Raw genomic sequence first — 16,962 nt, 5'->3', positions numbered from 1 at the left:
CACATCTGCTAGGCGGAAATCATGAAAAAACCCGCCCTCGCAGTCGAATTGGACGATTTCGACCGCAAGATCCTCGCCGCTCTGGCCGAAGATGGCCGAATGACGGTCACCGAACTCGCCAAACGCATGGGCCTGTCCAAGACCCCGGCGCAGGTTCGCCTGAAGAGGCTGACCGACAGCGGCGTGATCCGCGGCTTCCGCGCGATCATCGATCCGGCAAGACTGGGGCTCGATCATATCGCCTTCACCGAGGTGAAGCTGGCCGATACCCGCGAAAAAGCGCTGCAGGAGTTCAACGCCGCCGTCCGCCGCATCCCCGAGGTCGAGGAATGCCACATGCTGGCGAGCAATTTCGACTATCTGCTCAAGGTCCGCACCGCCGATATCCGCCGATATCGGATCGTGCTCGGCGAGAAGATCTCCAGCCTGCCGCACGTCGCCAGCACCTCCACCTATGTCGCGATGGAGACCGTCAAGGATTGAGGCGAGTGCCCTTGGCGCCGAAGTTCAGCCGCCGCGTGACGTTATAATCAAGCACCGCCATCACGAAATACGCCGCCGCCTGCTTGATCCGCATCCAGGGGCCGGTGCGCGCCTTGTAGAGCTCGGGGGTGATCCGCTCCGACTGCGCGATCTCGCCGTCGATGAAGCCGCGGATATAGGCAGCGAACGCCCTGTCCTCGATCCGGAACATCAGCTCGAGGTTGAGGAACATCGAGCGGATGTCGAAATTGGCCGAGCCGATGTTCACCACGTCGTCGATCAGGAACAGCTTCGCGTGCAGCTTGGTCGGCTGATACTCGTAGATCTGCACGCGCTTGCGCAGCAGGCCAGCATAGGTGAAGCGCGCCGCCCAGATCGCCGCGCCGTGATCGAGCTTGGAGGGCAGCACCAGCCGCACCTCGCCGCGCTTGCCCGCCCGGTCGAGCCGGCGGAGCATCGCCGGATTGGGGGCGAAATAGGCGGCGATGATGTCGATCGACCTGGCCTGCTCCATGTCGCGCTTGACCACCCGCGCCCAGGGCGAGAGCCGCCGCATCGGCCCGCCGAGCAGCCAGCGGGTCTTGCCCTCAGGCTCGCTCCAGGCACGCAAGGTGCGGCCGAGCCGGCGCAGCGACGGCCGCGGCTGCCTGGCCCAGTTCGACAGCGAATCGAAATAGCCGACCAGCCGCCGCGCCGCCGGCCCCTCGACCAGCAGGCCGAGGTCGCGCCATGCTTCCTCGGCGATCGTGCCGAAATAGCTGTCCTCGATGTTGAACCCGCCGACGATCACCCGCTCCTCGTCGGCCAGCGCCAGCTTCTGGTGGTTGCGCAGCAGGTAGCGCCGCCCCCAGCGCGGCACGAAGCGGCACACCTCCACCCCCGCCTCGTGCAGCGGGTCGAAGAAGCGCCGGCTCTGGGCATGCTCGCTGCCCAGCCCGTCGACGATAAGGCTGACCTTCACGCCGCGCGCCGCCGCGTCGATCAGCGCCTGGCGCACTGCGGCACCGGCCTCGTCATCGACATAGATGTAGTAGAGCACGCGCAGCGACCGTTCGGCGCGGCGCATCAGGTCGAGCAGCGCTTCCAGCCGCTCGGGGCCGTCGGGCAGCAGCGTCAGCCGGTTGCCCTCGACCTCGAAGCTCGGCTGGGAAAATTCCATCGGGCCGTGATGCGGGAGCGGCGGGACGGGGGCAAGGGGGGCGAGCGCTTCCATGCGGTTCCACTGAACGTTGCGACAGCGTTCCCAACGCGCCGCACCCGATTCGGTTCGGCAGCCGGGGCCGCAAGCCCATTTTCTTGACTTTTCCACAGCCGGGCCCTAGATCGCCGCCTTTCCCGGACACTCCGTTTTTCAAGGAAGCGTAGATGGCGCGCGTCACTGTCGAAGATTGCGTCGACAAGGTTCCCAACCGTTTCGATCTCGTGCTGTTCGCGGCGCAGCGTGCCCGCCAGATCTCGGGCGGCGCCGAGCTGACCCTCGATCGCGACCGCGATAAAAACCCGGTCGTCGCGCTGCGCGAAATCGCCGAAGAGACCGTGCGCCCGACGCACCTGGAAGAAGCCGTGGTGTCGAGCCTGCAGCGCGTCCAGATCGACGACGAGGAAGCACCGGACGAAGTCGGCTCGATCGCCGCGTCGGCCGAGGCGCTCCGCCTCACCGCCGCTGCCCCGCCGCGCAACCAGAATCTGGGCGGCGACTACGACGGCTGAGCATGCGGCCCGAGGCCAGCGCAAGCTGGCCGAGGACAAGCCGCATGCCGGCCGGCGGGCATCGCCCGATCGACGGCGTGGCTTTGCCGCGACGGGCAAGAGATAGAGAAGGGCCGGGGGCAACTCCGGCCCTTTTGCTTTGTTTGGCTATTCCCGGTCGAAGCCGGCGAAGGGGCTGAACGCTACCCCGTCTTCCGCGAGGTGCGCGGCGATCTCGTCCTGAGAAGGGAATTCTTCGCTGAATTCAGGCCACGCTTGGGCAACATATTCACCCCAGCCGGCCAGTGGCAGCATCAGGCCTTCGGGCAACACATCTTCGAAATCATAGCCCATGGCCTGAAGCGCGCGGACACTCTTTACCACCGCTTCACGCGGCTCGGCGGCAACCGAGAAAGCCGTAACATAGGCCGCGATCAAAGGGCTGGGCAGAGGCTGCGTTCCAGGGCGGACCTTCAGCCGAATGCCATGGATCGTGACGTCCTCACGCTTGCGGCCGGACAGTTTCACGCCCCGTCCGGCTCCGCCTTCCGCCCCTTGAAGCCCTGCGCCACCACGAACCACTCGACCGACCCCTTGCGGCTCGACGGCGGCTTGGCGTGCTTCACGGTGGCGAAGCTGCGCTTCATCGCGGCGACGAACTGCGAATCGGCACCACCGGCAAACACCTTGGCGACGAAATCGCCGCCCGGCTCGAGCACCTGGATCGCGAAGTCGAACGCGGCCTCGACCAGGCCCATGGTCCGCAGCGCGTCGGTCTGCGGATGGCCGACGGTGTTGGCCGCCATGTCCGAGATGATGAGGTCGGGATTGCCGCCCAGTTCCTCGATCAGCCGGTCGGGCGCGGCATCGTCCATGAAGTCCATCTGGAGGATGATCGCGCCATCGATCGGATCGACGGGCAGCAGGTCGATGCCGACCACCGGCGCCTTGGGCAGGCGCCGCCGCACCACCTGGGTCCAGCCGCCCGGCGCGATGCCGAGGTCGAGCACCCGCTTCTTGCCCTTGAGGAACCCGAACTTCTCGTCGAGCTCGATCAGCTTGTAGGCCGCGCGGCTGCGATAGCCCTCGGCCTTGGCGCGCTTGACGTACGGATCGTTGAGCTGGCGTTCGAGCCAGCGGGTCGATTGCGCGGTGCGCTTGCGCGCAGTCAGCACGCGGGTATGGCCGCGTCCGCCGCCTCTGCTCACAAGATTCTCCCGTTGATCAGGCGGCGGAGGATTCCCTCGCGAATGCCGCGGTCGGCGATCCCTAGCCGCTCTGCGGGCCAAAGGTCGAGGATCGTTTCGAGAATCGCGCAGCCGGCGACGACCAGATCGGCGCGTTCCGATCCGATGCACGGCACCTGGCTGCGCTCGGCCATGCTCATGCCCGAGATTCGCTGGCTCACTTCGCGCATCGCCGGCGCGGGCACGATCAGGCCGTCGACCACCGAGCGATCATAGGCCGCAAGCCCCAGATGCACGCTGGCAAGCGTGGTGACGGTGCCGGAGGTACCCAGCAGCCGCCGGGTGCCGCGCGGGGTGCGAAGGCGGCTGGCGAAGGGCGCGAAGCTCTCCGCCACCCGCGCCCGCATGCTCGCATAGAGCGCGGCCCGGTCTTCGGCGGTCTCGGCGCTGCCCGATGCCTCGGTAAGCGAGACGACGCCCCAAGGCGCGCTGTGCCAGTCGAGGATGCGGGGCACGTCGCCGCCGCGCGAATCGACCAGCACCAGCTCGGTCGAGCCGCCGCCGATGTCGAACACCAGCGCCGGGCCATCGCCGGGCTCGAGCAGCGCATGGCAGCCGAGCACGGCAAGCCGCGCCTCTTCCTCGGCAGTGATGATGTCGAGCGCGATGCCCGTCTCGCGGTAGACCCGCTCGATGAACGCCGATCCGTTCGAAGCCTGGCGGCACGCCTCGGTCGCCACCGATCGGGCCAGGATCACATGGCGGCGCTTGAGCTTCTCGGCGCAGATGCGCAGCGCCGCGATCGTACGTTCGATCGCGGCATCGGAAAGCTTGCCGCTGGTGGCGAGCCCCTCGCCCAGCCGGACGATCCGCGAAAAGGCATCTACCACCGCGAAACCCGCCCCCTGCGGACGCGCGATCAGCAGCCGGCAATTATTGGTGCCGAGGTCGAGCGCCGCATAGTGGCGCGCTTCTCCCGGTCGGCCGCGCACCGGGCGTTCCCGGGGCCGCTCCATCGGCGGCGGTGCCCTCCGGATTTTTCCGGAACCACGGCCGCGGGGCATCTTGGCAGTGCCATCCCCCATCATATCACTCGCTTATGTTCTGTTCCGTCACGGCTTTTCTGCCGCCGGTGCTTGAAAGCGAGGCTAGCGGAGAGCGGAGGCGGGAGCAAGAAGCCGACTGTACCGGGCCCGTTGACAGCGCCGGATCAGCACCGTATTGCGCCCCGCCTGCCGGCAGTGATGCCGCGTGATGCCCCGTCGTCTAAAGGTAAGACTACGGACTCTGACTCCGTCAATTGAGGTTCGAATCCTCACGGGGCATCCAATTTTCCTTCTGAATGAAGATCTTGCGCGAGAATGCGCTCCACATCCGATGGCATCGGTGCCGACGGAAGCGAATGCAATCTTCCGCAATCATCAGAATAAATCCGAGACGGGCAAATAATCCTCAAGGATATTTTGGCGATTCCGTCGAGAAGGCTATTCATTCTTCTCATACATCCATAGCCAAGCTTCAGAATACTTCAGGCACCCTTGGCAAGATTCGGCACACCATTCTGCCGGCATCTTGCATATGCTGAACTGACTTTTGGCCTGCTCGTCGCAAAACCCGCCGGAATGACCGACTTGGTCTTCTGGATAGCCGCCTATGTCGCAAAATGCGGGCCGCATCGCGCCCGAGCCCCCACCGGAAACACCGCCGAGCCGCGTCCGCGCCCGGCCATCCGAACCAGTAAAGAGGGGCTTATCTCGTGAAATCGACCCACAGCTTGAAGAATCGCACGTCCGCGCGCCGGTTTCAGGGTCGCGCGGGGCTCCTCCTGGGCAGCGCATTGCTGCCGCTCATCCTGGCCGGGACCGCGCACGCCCAGAGCACCGAACCGATGATTCTCGAGGAAGGCCAGGCCCCGCGCGAAGTGCATCTGGGCACCGGCGACGACCGGGTCGTTGCCGATATCGGCCGAGTCAACGCGGATACCGGTGTGCTCGACCTGAGCGGCCTCGTAACCGGCACGCTCACCGATGCCGGCGGCCTCGACACCCTGTGGCTGCGCGCTACCGGTAGCCGGACCGCAAATCTGGTCTTCACCACGCCGGCGAGCGGCACGGGCAGGCAATTCGTCACGGCGGACGGCACCCCGTTCGATGGCGGTATCGTCTATGAAGCCTCGGGAAACGACACGGAACTGCGCCTCGAGAATCGCTCGCGTTCGGATCCGCCCGGCGCCAATGCCAAGATGAAGCTCAATCACGAGCCGGTGCGGCTTGCCGGTGACGGCACGATCTTCGTCGGCGCCAGCCTCGATGCCCAGGACCAGGGCGGTGCCGCCGCAACCGATCAGAAGGCCATCTATGTGGAGCCGGGCTCCACCCTGGCCCAGCAGGGCGGCGATGGCGACGCGCTGCTTACAGTCGTGATCGCCGCCGACATGGACGGGCGACGCTCGGATACCGGTCTTGTCGATGTTGCCTATGCCCAGGAGCTCCGGCTCATCGACAGCGCCCGCGTGCGCTTCCAGCAGGGCCTCGGCATCGCCGGTGGATCCGCCGACATCTTCCTGGAAGCGAACACCACTATCGCCTCGACCGACCCGGAGATGGGGGACGTCCGGCTGATCCAGAGCAGCGGACGAGTCTTCAATTCGACCAAGATCACAGTGGGTTCGGTGAATGGCGGTACGACCGCCGGCGGTGTCGGCGTCGAGCTGATCGGCGGCAAGCTCTACAATACGCTCACCGAGAACAGCACGCGCAGCGGCGTGGCGAGTGGCGGTCTCGGCATCGTGCTTGCCAGCGGCAACGCGGTGCTCGCCAGCGAGGGCGCGAATTATATCGAGAATGTCGGCCGGCTCGAATCGGTGGTCGATGCCACGATCCGCAACGAGGGCCAGGTGCTGGTCACCCGCAACGCGATCAGGCAGTTCGCCAATGGCGGCTCGCAGGCGGGCGTGATCGTCGGTGGCACGCGATACATCCCCCTGACGGGATCCCTCGCTCCGACCGATAAGCTCGCCTATCAGGGCACCGGCTACGCGACCGACGTCCTAGTCAATTCGGGGACGATCGAAGGCGACGTCCAGTTCGCCGACGGCGAGAGCATGTTCCTCTACACCGGCGCCACCAATGGGGTGAACGGCCAGATCGACGGCGGCTATGGGATCGACGGCTATGGCAAGTCGTTCGGCGCCTCGGCGACCTACACCGCCAGCAACGCCATCCTGAGCCAGCCCGGCATCATCAATTTCGAGATGCACGGCATCGAGGCGAATGGTGCGGATACGGTTGTCACCGTCGCGAGCGCGGAGACGCTCGGCAATGGCCTGATGGCCATTGGTGACGGCACCGTGGTGAACAGCGCCAATATCGACACCGACGGCTTCGGTGTCTGGATCCGCGATATCGAGGGCGTCGGCAACAATATCGACTTCGTCAATCGAGGTAACATCCGGTCCAGCGAGGAGAGGGGCGTCTACGCGGAAACCCTGTCCAGCTTCCGCAACGAAGGCTCGATCCGAACGGAGACCTCGCTCGCGGTTCTGGTCAATGCCTTTGCCAAGGGGCCCGGATCGACCTTCCAGTTCACCAACACCGGCCTGATCGAGAACAGCAGCGCCTATGAATCGGCCGCGCTGGTTCTGTTCGAGAACCAGGCGACGACCGAACTGATGGGCGACATCGTCAATTCGGGCACGATTCGCACCACGGGCCATGTCGGCCCCACTGGTGACGCCCAGTACGCGCTCGCGGTGCAGAGCCGCATGTCTTACGGCCTCGGCACCAATTATCTGATGCGGGTGACCAATAGCGGCACGCTCGAAGCCACGGGCCAGGGCTATTCGGGCCTGCTGCTGTCCGGACACAAGATGGAAGTGGTCAACGACAGCCTGATCCGCGGTACCAACGCGGCCAGCGGCGGCGTTCGTTTTGCCACTGGTACCGACGGCCCGCGTCCGCGTACCGCCGCCTCGCTGACCAATCGCGGCACGATCAGCGGCGGCTCGGGCGCGGTCAGGGACGACGAGTTCGGCACCACGATCTCCTATGGCGCGCTGTTCGATTTCGGCGCGGCAACCGCAGGGGCGAATGCCAACGTCGTCAACCTGGGCACGATCGAAGTCGGCGCCGAAGGCGTCGCGATCGGCGTCGATGGTGGCAACGACCTGGAAGCGACCTTCACCCTCGACAATCGTGGCACGATCCGCGGCGGCGCGGGCTACACGCTTGGCGAGGAAGACTTCCTGGCAACCGCGCGCCTGCTGGACGATGGCGAGTACACGATCGCCGGTGCGATCCACACCCGGAACTCCACCGATCTGATCACCAATAGCGGCACGATCATCGGCAACATCCACCTCGGCGATCTCGGGGATTCCTTCGCCAACTACGGCACGCTCAACGGCGACCTCAATCTCGGCGGTGACCATGACTACTACGTCACGGGCTCAGGCGCCCAGATCATCGGCAGCGTCGATGGCGGCGACGGCATCGACGGGATCGCAGTCGATCTGACCGGCAGCGATGCCAAGAAGCTCGACATGAGCCAGTTCCGCAACTTCGAGGGGCTGACCAAACTGCAGAACAGCTTTGGCACCGGCACGGTCTCGCTCTTCGGCTCGATCGACCAGATGTCGATGCGCCTGAGCGACATCGCGCTGCGGATCGATGCCGGCGACACGATCGGTTCAGCCTCGGGCAGCACGGGATACACCTTCGACAATGCCGGTGCGGACAGCGTCGAATCGCTGACCAACAATGGCACGATCACCGGTGGCGTCGCACTCGGCGGCGGGGGCGATACGCTCGTCAACACCGGTACCATCGGCTTCGACGTCGACATGGGCGACGGCGATGACAATGTCGTCAACTCCGGCACCATCCATGGCAACCTGAACCTTGGCGCCGGCAACGACCGCTATGAGGCACTTGGCGGCGGCCTGGTCACCGGCGCGATCGACGGCGGCGACGGTACCGACACGTTCGTCTTCCGGATGCACGGCAACAGCGGCTCCATCCCCGGCGGCTTCACCAATTTCGAGTCGTTCGGCGCTTATGGCCCCGGTACCCTCACCCTCGGCCTCGACCGCAATTATGAGACGATCGAACTGTGGGAGCAGGCCAACCTCACCCTGCTCGACGGAACCGGCACGGTCGACCTGATCAAGGGCGACGACACCGCGCAGGCGGTGACGATCCAGGATGCCGACTTCACCGGCGGCGTGTCGCTGGGCGGGGGTGACGATACGCTGTCGATCGCGCTTTCCGGCGTACTGCGCGGCGCACTGGACGGCGGCTCGGGCACCGACACGCTCAACCTCAACCTGACCGGAGCCGCGTCGATCAACGACCTGTTCGGCTTCGAGATCGTCAATGCCGCGGGCGTCGCGCCGCTGACGCTCACCGGGCATCTCGGCGCGGGCCAGCAGATGAACTTCGACGGCGCGGACAGCCACTTCATCATCGGCACCGGCGCTGTGTTCGAAGGCAGCGCCAATGGCGGCGATGGCACCGACACGCTGGAGATCAACACCGGCGCGGCGAACAACCGCACGATCGTGGCAGGGCAGCTCACTTCGTTCGAAAAGCTGGTGGCCGGTGGTGCAGGCACGCTCGCGCTCCAGGGCGAAGCCTATCATTTCCAGACCGCGCAGGTGGAGGGCAACCTCTCCATCGGCACCGGGGCCTCGCTCACCTCGTCGGAAGGCGTGCACTTCGGCGCCGGCGACAATCGCCTGACGCTGCACGGCACCGGCACGGTCGGCAGCCCGGTCGATGGTGGTGGCGGCACCAACACGCTCGCTTTCGAGCTCGATGCCAACAACAGCCGCAACCTGAGTACTGCCGGCACCTTCACCAATTTCCAGCAACTCTCGACTTCGGGCACGGGCGCCTTGGTGGTCGACAGGGACGCGACCTATCAGCAGGTTCTGCTCGAAGGCGGCACCCTGAACATCGCCGGCGGCGCGACGCTCGCCGCGCCGGTACTCGGCAATGCGCAGGTCGACAGGCTCGGCCTTGCCGCGGGCGCCACGCTGAACGGTTCGGTCAATCTCGGCGGCGGTGACGATACGGTGAACAATGCCGGCACGATCCACGGCGACGTGCTGCTGGGCGACGGCGACGACCGCTACATCGCCCGTTCGGGCAGCACCGTCACCGGCACGATCGACGGCGGCGCGGGCAACAACACCTTCATCTTCAACCTCGCCGGCGCGAACGGCAGCATCCCGGGCTCGGTCACCAACTTCAATTCGTTCGGCGTCTATGGGCCGGGCACGCTGACGGTGAACCTCGACCAGGGCCAGACCTATCACAATCTCGAGATCCTCGAGAGCGCGAACCTGGTGCTTTCCGGCACCAACGGCTCGGTTGCCAATGTGATCGGCGACGACAGCAGCCAGTCGGTCACGATCGACGGCAGACTGACCGGCGGCGTGTCGCTGGGCGGTGGGGACGACAGCCTGACCATGCATCTGTCGGGCCTGCTCCAGGGTGCGCTCGATGGCGGCGCGGGCACCGACACGCTCAACCTGACGCTCGACGGCGCCTCGTCGATCGCCGGCATGTTCGGCTTCGAAGTGGCGAATATCGCCGGCACAGCGCCGCTGACGCTGGCTGGAGACCTGGGCGCCAACCAGCGGGTGAACTTCACCGGCAACACCGACAACGAGCTCATCATCGCGGCCGGCGTGAAGTTCCAGGGCAGGGTCGATGGCGGCGCGGGCAATGACACGCTGCGCGTCCAATCCGGCATGGCGGACAGCCGCACCGTGGTGGCATCGCAGATCGTCTCGTTCGAGAAGCTGATCTCCGAGGGCGCCGGATCGCTTGCGCTCACCGGCGGCGACTACAGCTTCGATTCGGTGACCGTGACCGGCGGCAATTTCGAACTGGGCGCCAACACCCGACTCAGCACCGCGACCGGCGTGACCTTCGACGGGGCGGACAATCGCTTCACGCTGGGCGCCGGCGCGACCGTGGCCGGCGGCGTGGATGGCGGCGCGGGCAATGACACGCTCGTGCTGCACCAGGCCGACAATACGGTTCGCCTGCTCAGCTCCGTACATCAGACCGGTTTCGAGCGGCTGGAAGCGTCGGGCGGCATCTCGGGCGAGCTGAGGATCGACCAGAATGCCAGCTTCGCCAACGGCGTCGGCATCGATGGCGGTGTGTTCAACGTGACGGCGGGCAACACCCTAACCGCCAACGTGGCCGGTGGCGCGAACCGTGACATCGTAACCGTATCCGGCCGGATCGAAGGCAATCTCGACCTGGGCGCGGGCCATGACTTCCTGACCATCTCGGGCGCGGGCACGATCACCGGCGCGCGGAACGGTGGGGATGGCACCGACACGCTGATCTTCAACACCAGCGGCACCTATGCGGCACCGACGCTGCTCGATCCCAACGCCTATACCGGCTTCGAGGCGCTCAACGTCGATGGCGGCGTGATCTCGACCACCGGCACCAGCAGCTGGGCCGCGATCACCCTCACCGGAGGACGGCTGATCGGACAGGCGGGCAGCGTGATCACCGCGACCAGCGGCGTCCTGATCGCCCGTGGCGCTACTTTCGGCACCGCCGGCACGGTGAACGGCAACATCCTGGTCGAGGGCACCCTCTCACCGGGCGCATCGCCGGGCACGATGACGGTGAATGGCGACGTCCATTTCTTCAGCGGCTCGAACCTGCTGCTCGAGCTCTCGCCGACGGCGAGCGACCTGCTCAACATCTCGGGCAAGCTGGTTATCGCCAATGGCGCCGGGATCGACATCACCGGCACGCTCCGCAACGCACCTGGCGCACGGCTCGACCTGGTGGTTGCGCAGGGCGGCATCACCGGCCGCTTCACGACGATCAACAAGTCGAACGACATCTTCGGCTTCGTTGTCGTCAACGGCAACCGGCTGCAGCTCCAGAGCGAGTTCCAGAACAGCGACACCTATCCACTCAACACTCGCGCGAGCATCGCCTACGCCAATGCCACGCTGGGCGCAGGCAAGAGCGTGCAGACCTATACGGCGGCGCTGCCGGCGCTGGTCAGCGCTACTGGCAGCGTGAATGAGCAGGCCTTTGCCCAGCTGACACCGGAAGCCTATGCCTCGGTCATCCAGCTCGGCATCGAGAACAGCCTGTCGCTGTTCGACAGCGTATCGGCGGACAGCGCCGCCAATGCCGGGCGCCGCGGCTTCTTCGCCTTTGGCCGCTTCACCGGCGGCACTGCGGATGTGGGCGGCGATTCCTACACGGGCGCCGTGAAGACTCATGGCTCGAGCCACGGTTTCCAGGGTGGGTTCGGCTATGGCCTTGACGAGGATATCCAGGTTGGCGCCTTCTTCGGCGGCGGCAGCAGCCGGCAGACCATGGCCTGGCTCGGCGCGCGTACCGATTGGGATCAGCTCTCGGGCGGCATCTTCGCCGATGCGCGACTGGGCGGGTTCGGACTGCACGGCGTCGCTGCACTCAGCAGCGGCACGGCGGAAACGAAGCGCCAGCTGCTCGCCGCGCCGACTGCGGTGAAGTCGAGCTACAATCTCAAGAGCTGGCTGGCTGCAGGCGGCGTCGATTACCGCCTGCGTTTCGGCAAGCTCGCGATCACGCCGCGGGCCGACCTGATCTACATCCATGCCGGACGCGAGGGGCTGAGCGAGCAGGGCGGCAACGGCTTCGCGCTCAACGTCGCGCGGCTCAACAAGAACAGCCTGTTCGGACGCGCGTCGCTCGCCGTTTCGGGCAGCTTCCAGGCCGGCGGCGTCGGGATCACGCCCTATGCCGAACTCGGTGTGCAGCAGCGGCTCGGCAGCGGCTCGCTGTCCGCCTGGGGCGGGCTGCAGGACACGACCGAGGGCTTGTACGCCTTTGGCGTCGAGCGGAAAGCGACCGCGGGCCGGGCCGCACTGGGGCTTGGGCTGGACGTCACGCCGGGCGTGCGCGTGCAGGGCGGCTATACGGTTGAGTTCTCCGGCACCAAGCGCCAGAGCTTCACCGGTGGCCTCTCGATCCGCTTCTGATCCGCGACGCGTTCACGCGGCATCGGAAAGGGGGGCGGTCCGGATTGTCCGGGCCGCCCCTTTTCGTTTCAGGTCAGTAGAAGGCGCCGCGGATCACGTCGACGACGCGGCGGGTGCGGATGTTCACCAGCAGCAGGTCCGGACCGTAGCGCACCCAGCGATAGCCCGGGGGCGGCGCGCCGAGGCCGAGATCGTACCAGCTGTCATAATAATAGTTGTTCGACAGGAAGAGCAGCGGCAGCAGCCCGCCGATCGACCAGCGCTGGTAGCGATAGCCCGGCGGATAGCGGAAGGGCGGACGGTGGATCGGCCGGAACTGGGGCGGGCGGCCTGCACCGGGACGGTGCGGCGGGCGAGCGACCGGCGGACGCGGCGAAGGCGGACGCACCACCGGCGGGCGCGGCGCGGGCGGACGAGTTCCCGGATGCCCGGGATTGGGCCGGCCAGGACCACCCGGTCCACCGGGGCCGCCATGATTGCCTCCCGAAGGCGGGCGCTGGCCTGATTGGCCAGGGCGATCGCCGCCCGGACGGTGCTGCTGCGCCTCGGCAAGCGCCGGGGCCAGGAGTATCGCCATTGCGGCGAGGGAAGTCAGCTTCTTCATGCTTGCTCTCCGACTTCGAGAAAACCCACCCCCGAAACGATCCGCCCCCGGAAAAGCTGCGCCGATCAGCCCTTCTGCCGGCTCTTCATCAGCGGCTGGATGCGCGTGCCGAAATTCTCGACGCCCTCGAGGAAATCGTCGAAGGTCAGCAGCACGCCCCCGGTGTTGGGCACTTCCGCCATCTCGTCGAGCATCCGCGCGACGCTTTCATAGCTGCCGACCAGCGTCCCCATGTTGATGTTCACCGCTCCCTCAGGCGCGGCGAGCTGGCGGACATTGGTCGTCGGATTGTTCTTGTCGGCCGCGCCCTGGTCGATCAGCCAGCGTACCGCATCGATATCCAGGCCGTCGCGGTACGACTGCCACTTGGCCATCGCCGCCTCGTCGGTCTCGTCGGCGATCACCATGATCAGCACGAACACCTTCACGTCGCGCCCGGTCTTGGCGGTCGCCTCCGCCAGTCGCTCATTGTTGAAGGCGAAGGCCTTGGGCGTGTTGACGCCCTTGCCGAGGCAGAAGGCATAGTCCGCCCATTTCGCCGAGAAGGCGAGACCCTCGTCCGACGAGCCGGCGCAGATGATCTTCATCTCGCCCTGCGGCGTGGGGCGGACGAGGCAATCGTCCATCTGGTAATATTCGCCCTTCAGGTCGCTACGCCCGGTCTCCCACAGCTCGCGCAGGATCTGGGCGTACTCGTCGAGCATCTGGTAGCGGTTGCGGAAATGCTCGTCGCCCGGCCAGAGACCCATCTGGCTATATTCGGGGCGCTGCCAGCCGGTGATCAGGTTCAAACCAAAGCGGCCATGGCTGATCGAATCGATCGTGTTGCACATGCGCGCGGCAAAGGCTGGCGGGATGATCAGCGTCGGGCAGGTGGCGTAGATCTTGATCTTCTCGGTGACCGCGGCGAGCCCGGCCATCAGCGTGAAGCTCTCCAGCCCATATTCCCAGAACTCAGTCTTGCCGCCGAACCCGCGCAGCTTGATCATCGAGAGCAGGAAATCGAGGCCATGCTCCTCGGCCTTCAGGGCGATCGCCTTGTTCATGTCGAAGCTCGGCATGTACTGGGGCGCGTTCTCGCTGATCAGCCAGCCATTGTTGTTGATGGGAACGAAGACGCCGACTTCCATGTGATTAGCTCCCCAGAAATGCGCGCACGCGGGCCTCGAAGCCCGTCGGATCGGTAACGTTGCAGGCGTGCCCTCCCCAGGGCATCCGGACAAGTTGCGCCCCCGGAATGGCTTGCGCAAGCACTTGCGAGCAGGCTGGCGGGACCAGCGCATCATCGTCGCTGGCGAGCAGCAGCACCGGCGTCTCGAGCGGCGTCGCTTCCAGCCGGCCGATCAGGTCGAACGCGAGCGCTTCGAGGATGCGCGCCTCGACCATCTCGACCGGGAAGCCGGCGACATGGTGCCTGGCCTCTTCGTCCAGCCGGTCGCTATTCTCGGAGATCCACTGCGGCGGGAACAGAAAGATCGGCTGGGCATCGACATATTTGCCGGCGCCATAGGCGCGCAGCAGCGCCAGCCGGGCATCGAAGCAGCGCCTGGTGTAGGGATCGAGCCGGCCCCAGCCATTGACCACCACCAGCCTGTCGACCCGCTCCGGCGTGTCGAGCGCCAGGCTCAGTCCGCCCATGCCGCCGATCGCATGGCCGAGGATCGAGGCCTTCTCGATCCCGAGTTCGTCCATCAGCAGCCGGATATCGTCGCCGATGCTTTCCAGCCGCGGGGTGACCGTCCGGTCCGAGCGGGCGGTGCCGCGATGATCGTAGAGAATAAGGCGGTAATGCTCGGCAAGCGCGGGCAGGTTGGGCCGCCAGTAATTGCCGGAACCGCCCATGCCGGCGGAGAGGATCAGCGGCGGTCCGCTGCCATGTTCCTCATAGTAAAGGCCCGCCGCCTCGGGCATCAGCCGATATGCGCCACCGAGGCGATCTCGACCAGGCAATCGGGCTTCACCAGATCCGCCTTGATGCAATAGCGCGCTGGCTTGGCGCCGGGGAAATACTCGGCATAGATCTGGTTGAAGACGGGGTAATCGGCGAAATCCTTGAGGAAGATGTGGTTCATCGCCACGTCCTCCAGCGTCGCGCCGGCCGCCTCGAGCGTGGTCTTAATGACTTCGAGGATGTGCCGGGTCTGGCCCGCGGCATCGCCGACATGGAGGACGATACCCCCCTCGCCGAGCGCCAGCACGCCCGAGACATAGACGGTGTTGCCCGCCTTCGCCCCGGCCGAATAGGGCGCGATCGGGGTAGGGAACTGGGGCGGGTTGATCGGTTCGAAGGGCATTGCTTACTCCCGGGGCAATTGGCCGAAGCTGCCGCAGAAATCGGCGGTGGTGGAGACCCAGCCGAAGAACTTCTCGACATTGTAGACCGTGGCTTCCTGCATCATCGGCGGGCCGAGATGATGCGTCGCGTCCTCGAGCATCACCCCGAAATATTCGAGGTGGAAGCCGTCGCGCAGCGTGCTCTCGACGCAGACATTGGTGGCGATGCCGACGAAGACGATGTTGCGGATGCCGCGCGCGCGCAGCGTCGAATCGAGCTGCGAGTTGAAGAAGGCGCTGTAGCGGGTCTTGTGGAGGCGGATGTCGCCGGGCTTCGGCGCCAGCGCATCGACCAGCTCATAATCCCAGGTACCGCGCGCCAGCAGCTTGCCGCTGAGCTCGGGCCGGGCGCGCATCGCCTTCAGTGCATTGGACTTGTGCCAGTTGGGCGAGCCGGGGCCGCCCGCCTCGACATAATCGGCATCCCAGCCATTCTGCAGATAGATGACCGGCATGCCGGCGGCGCGGGCGGTATCGAGCACCGCGGCGATCTTGCCGATCGTCCCGGCCGAACCGGAGATGTCGAAGCCGGCCTGGTCGACATAGCCGCCGGGCGAGGCATAGGCGTTCTGCATGTCGATCACGACGATCGCCGTTTCATCGGCATGCACGCGGATCGGCTCGGGCCGGGCGGGAAGCGTGACGATGCGCGGCCCCTGGAGGTCGCGCCCGACGGTAGGTTCGCCTGTCATTTCGGGGAGTGTTCCCGAGAATGGCGCGGGGCACAAGCCCCCTACATCAGGGGCCGGCCCGACTCGCCAAAGTACACGAAGTACAGGCCAAAGCGGATTTTGCGGGCCGCTATTTTCCCTATTTCCTCGGGAAAGCGCCACATCTCGCACGATCGTTGCGCGCGGCTGATCCTATCTTTCCTACAGCGTCAAAGAGCGACGGCCCGGGGAGCCGGGCGCTCGAGCCGAGCAGGCGAAATCCTACATTGCAAGGTGCAGCATGCCGTTTGGTTTCCCCGGCGAAAGCCGGGGGCCAGAACCAAAAGCGATACGGCAGAGAAACCCTGGGCCCCGGCTTTCGCCGGGGAAGCGGGGAGGGGCAATCCTAGCGCGCCTCGGCGAGCAGGGCCGCCGCCTTGGCACCCGCCCAGTCCATCTCGCCCGACAGGCGCCAGACTTCCTTGCCGGCCGAATCATAGAGGATGGTGGTAGGCAGGTTGGCGTTCATGCCGAGGCTGAACGCCATGTCGGGATCGGTCCAGGGCTTGAGGTTCTTGAACCCCGCCTTGGCGAAATAGGGATCGACCAACTCGCGGCCCTTCATGTCCTGGCTCAAGGTGATCACCGGCAGCGCATCGCCCTTTTGCCCGGCGAGCGTGTCGAGCGTCGGCATCTCGGCGCGGCAGGGAATGCACCAGGTCGCCCAGAGGTTGAGGAGCACCGGCTTGCCCTTGAACGCGGCCAGCGTGACCTTCTTGCCTGCCGGATCGACGAACGCGAAGTCCGGCGCGGCCTCGCCCTTGTGGCTGCGATCGAGCTGCCCCTTGTCGGCGACGGCAGCGGCCGGCGCCGCATCCGATGCCGCATTAGCCGCGGAGATAGTTTCGTTTGCTTGGCTTCCGGGCCCGGAGCGCTTATCGCACCCCGCGATCATCAGGGTGCCGAGCAGGAGAAGTGAGATAGCCGAGCGCAAGGACAGCT

At 66.0% G+C, this 16,962-nt stretch carries 13 protein-coding genes and 1 tRNA gene; 4 read left to right on the top strand and 10 right to left on the bottom strand.

What is annotated here, in order from left to right:
• The first annotated feature begins 21 nt into the window (after positions 1-21).
• Positions 22-483 carry an Lrp/AsnC family transcriptional regulator gene (locus O3305_RS16110; protein ID WP_269573437.1) on the top strand — a complete coding sequence of 154 codons (462 nt, stop codon included), beginning with the start codon at positions 22-24 and terminating at the stop codon, positions 481-483.
• Here O3305_RS16110 and O3305_RS16105 read toward each other — a convergent pair.
• Positions 473-1,642 carry a phospholipase D-like domain-containing protein gene (locus O3305_RS16105; RefSeq protein WP_269573436.1) on the bottom strand — a complete coding sequence of 390 codons (1,170 nt, stop codon included), beginning with the start codon at positions 1,640-1,642 and terminating at the stop codon, positions 473-475. The genes O3305_RS16110 and O3305_RS16105 overlap by 11 nt on opposite strands.
• Positions 1,643-1,848: 206 nt before the next feature.
• Between O3305_RS16105 and rpoZ the strand changes: the two genes are divergently transcribed.
• On the top strand, positions 1,849-2,193 hold the full coding sequence (gene rpoZ / locus O3305_RS16100) for a DNA-directed RNA polymerase subunit omega (RefSeq protein ID WP_184162953.1): 345 nt from the start codon (positions 1,849-1,851) through the stop codon (positions 2,191-2,193).
• A 147-nt stretch (positions 2,194-2,340) separates the two neighbouring features.
• On the opposite strand, the gene O3305_RS16095 is transcribed toward rpoZ, so the two are convergent.
• From O3305_RS16095 to O3305_RS16085, 3 genes are read right to left on the bottom strand one after another with little or no spacing between them, the layout of a single operon-like run.
• A complete protein-coding gene (locus O3305_RS16095) occupies positions 2,341-2,700 on the bottom strand; it encodes a hypothetical protein (RefSeq protein ID WP_269573435.1) in 360 nt (119 codons plus the stop codon).
• Entirely contained in the window at positions 2,697-3,380 is a 684-nt protein-coding gene (locus tag O3305_RS16090; RefSeq protein WP_269573434.1) for an RlmE family RNA methyltransferase, read from the bottom strand. Before O3305_RS16090 ends, O3305_RS16095 begins: the two co-directional genes overlap by 4 nt.
• Positions 3,377-4,375, bottom strand: a complete 999-nt coding sequence (locus O3305_RS16085) for a Ppx/GppA phosphatase family protein (RefSeq protein WP_260395907.1) — start codon at positions 4,373-4,375, stop codon at positions 3,377-3,379. Before O3305_RS16085 ends, O3305_RS16090 begins: the two co-directional genes overlap by 4 nt.
• Before the next feature lie 239 nt (positions 4,376-4,614).
• Between O3305_RS16085 and O3305_RS16080 the strand changes: the two genes are divergently transcribed.
• Positions 4,615-4,688: transfer RNA gene (locus O3305_RS16080), tRNA-Gln, on the top strand.
• Positions 4,689-5,196: 508 nt separating this feature from the next.
• Complete coding sequence (locus O3305_RS16075; RefSeq protein ID WP_269573433.1) at positions 5,197-12,372, top strand: autotransporter outer membrane beta-barrel domain-containing protein; 7,176 nt, start codon at positions 5,197-5,199, stop codon at positions 12,370-12,372.
• A gap of 73 nt (positions 12,373-12,445) precedes the next feature.
• On the opposite strand, the gene O3305_RS16070 is transcribed toward O3305_RS16075, so the two are convergent.
• The 6 genes from O3305_RS16070 to O3305_RS16045 form a co-directional block, all read right to left on the bottom strand.
• Positions 12,446-12,976 (bottom strand): RcnB family protein, encoded by a 531-nt coding sequence (locus O3305_RS16070; RefSeq protein ID WP_269573432.1) that lies wholly within the window; start codon positions 12,974-12,976, stop codon positions 12,446-12,448.
• Between the two features lie 65 nt (positions 12,977-13,041).
• Positions 13,042-14,106: a pyrimidine utilization protein A gene (gene rutA / locus O3305_RS16065; RefSeq protein ID WP_269573431.1), complete on the bottom strand. Its 1,065-nt coding sequence runs from the start codon at positions 14,104-14,106 to the stop codon at positions 13,042-13,044.
• A 4-nt stretch (positions 14,107-14,110) separates the two neighbouring features.
• Complete coding sequence (rutD, locus tag O3305_RS16060) at positions 14,111-14,887, bottom strand: pyrimidine utilization protein D (protein WP_269573430.1); 777 nt, start codon at positions 14,885-14,887, stop codon at positions 14,111-14,113.
• Positions 14,887-15,270, bottom strand: a complete 384-nt coding sequence (gene rutC, locus O3305_RS16055; protein WP_184162974.1) for a pyrimidine utilization protein C — start codon at positions 15,268-15,270, stop codon at positions 14,887-14,889. Before rutC ends, rutD begins: the two co-directional genes overlap by 1 nt.
• Positions 15,271-15,273: 3 nt before the next feature.
• Positions 15,274-16,002 carry a pyrimidine utilization protein B gene (gene rutB / locus O3305_RS16050; RefSeq protein ID WP_269573429.1) on the bottom strand — a complete coding sequence of 243 codons (729 nt, stop codon included), beginning with the start codon at positions 16,000-16,002 and terminating at the stop codon, positions 15,274-15,276.
• Between the two features lie 364 nt (positions 16,003-16,366).
• Complete coding sequence (locus tag O3305_RS16045; protein ID WP_353739199.1) at positions 16,367-16,954, bottom strand: TlpA family protein disulfide reductase; 588 nt, start codon at positions 16,952-16,954, stop codon at positions 16,367-16,369.
• Positions 16,955-16,962 lie beyond the last annotated feature (8 nt).

The organism is Sphingomonas sp. NIBR02145 (assembly GCF_027359115.1).
Lineage (GTDB): Bacteria > Pseudomonadota > Alphaproteobacteria > Sphingomonadales > Sphingomonadaceae > Sphingomonas > Sphingomonas kyeonggiensis_A.
The sequence above is the reverse complement of the archived record's forward strand: the minus strand, read 5'-3'. Positions and strand labels throughout refer to the sequence as shown.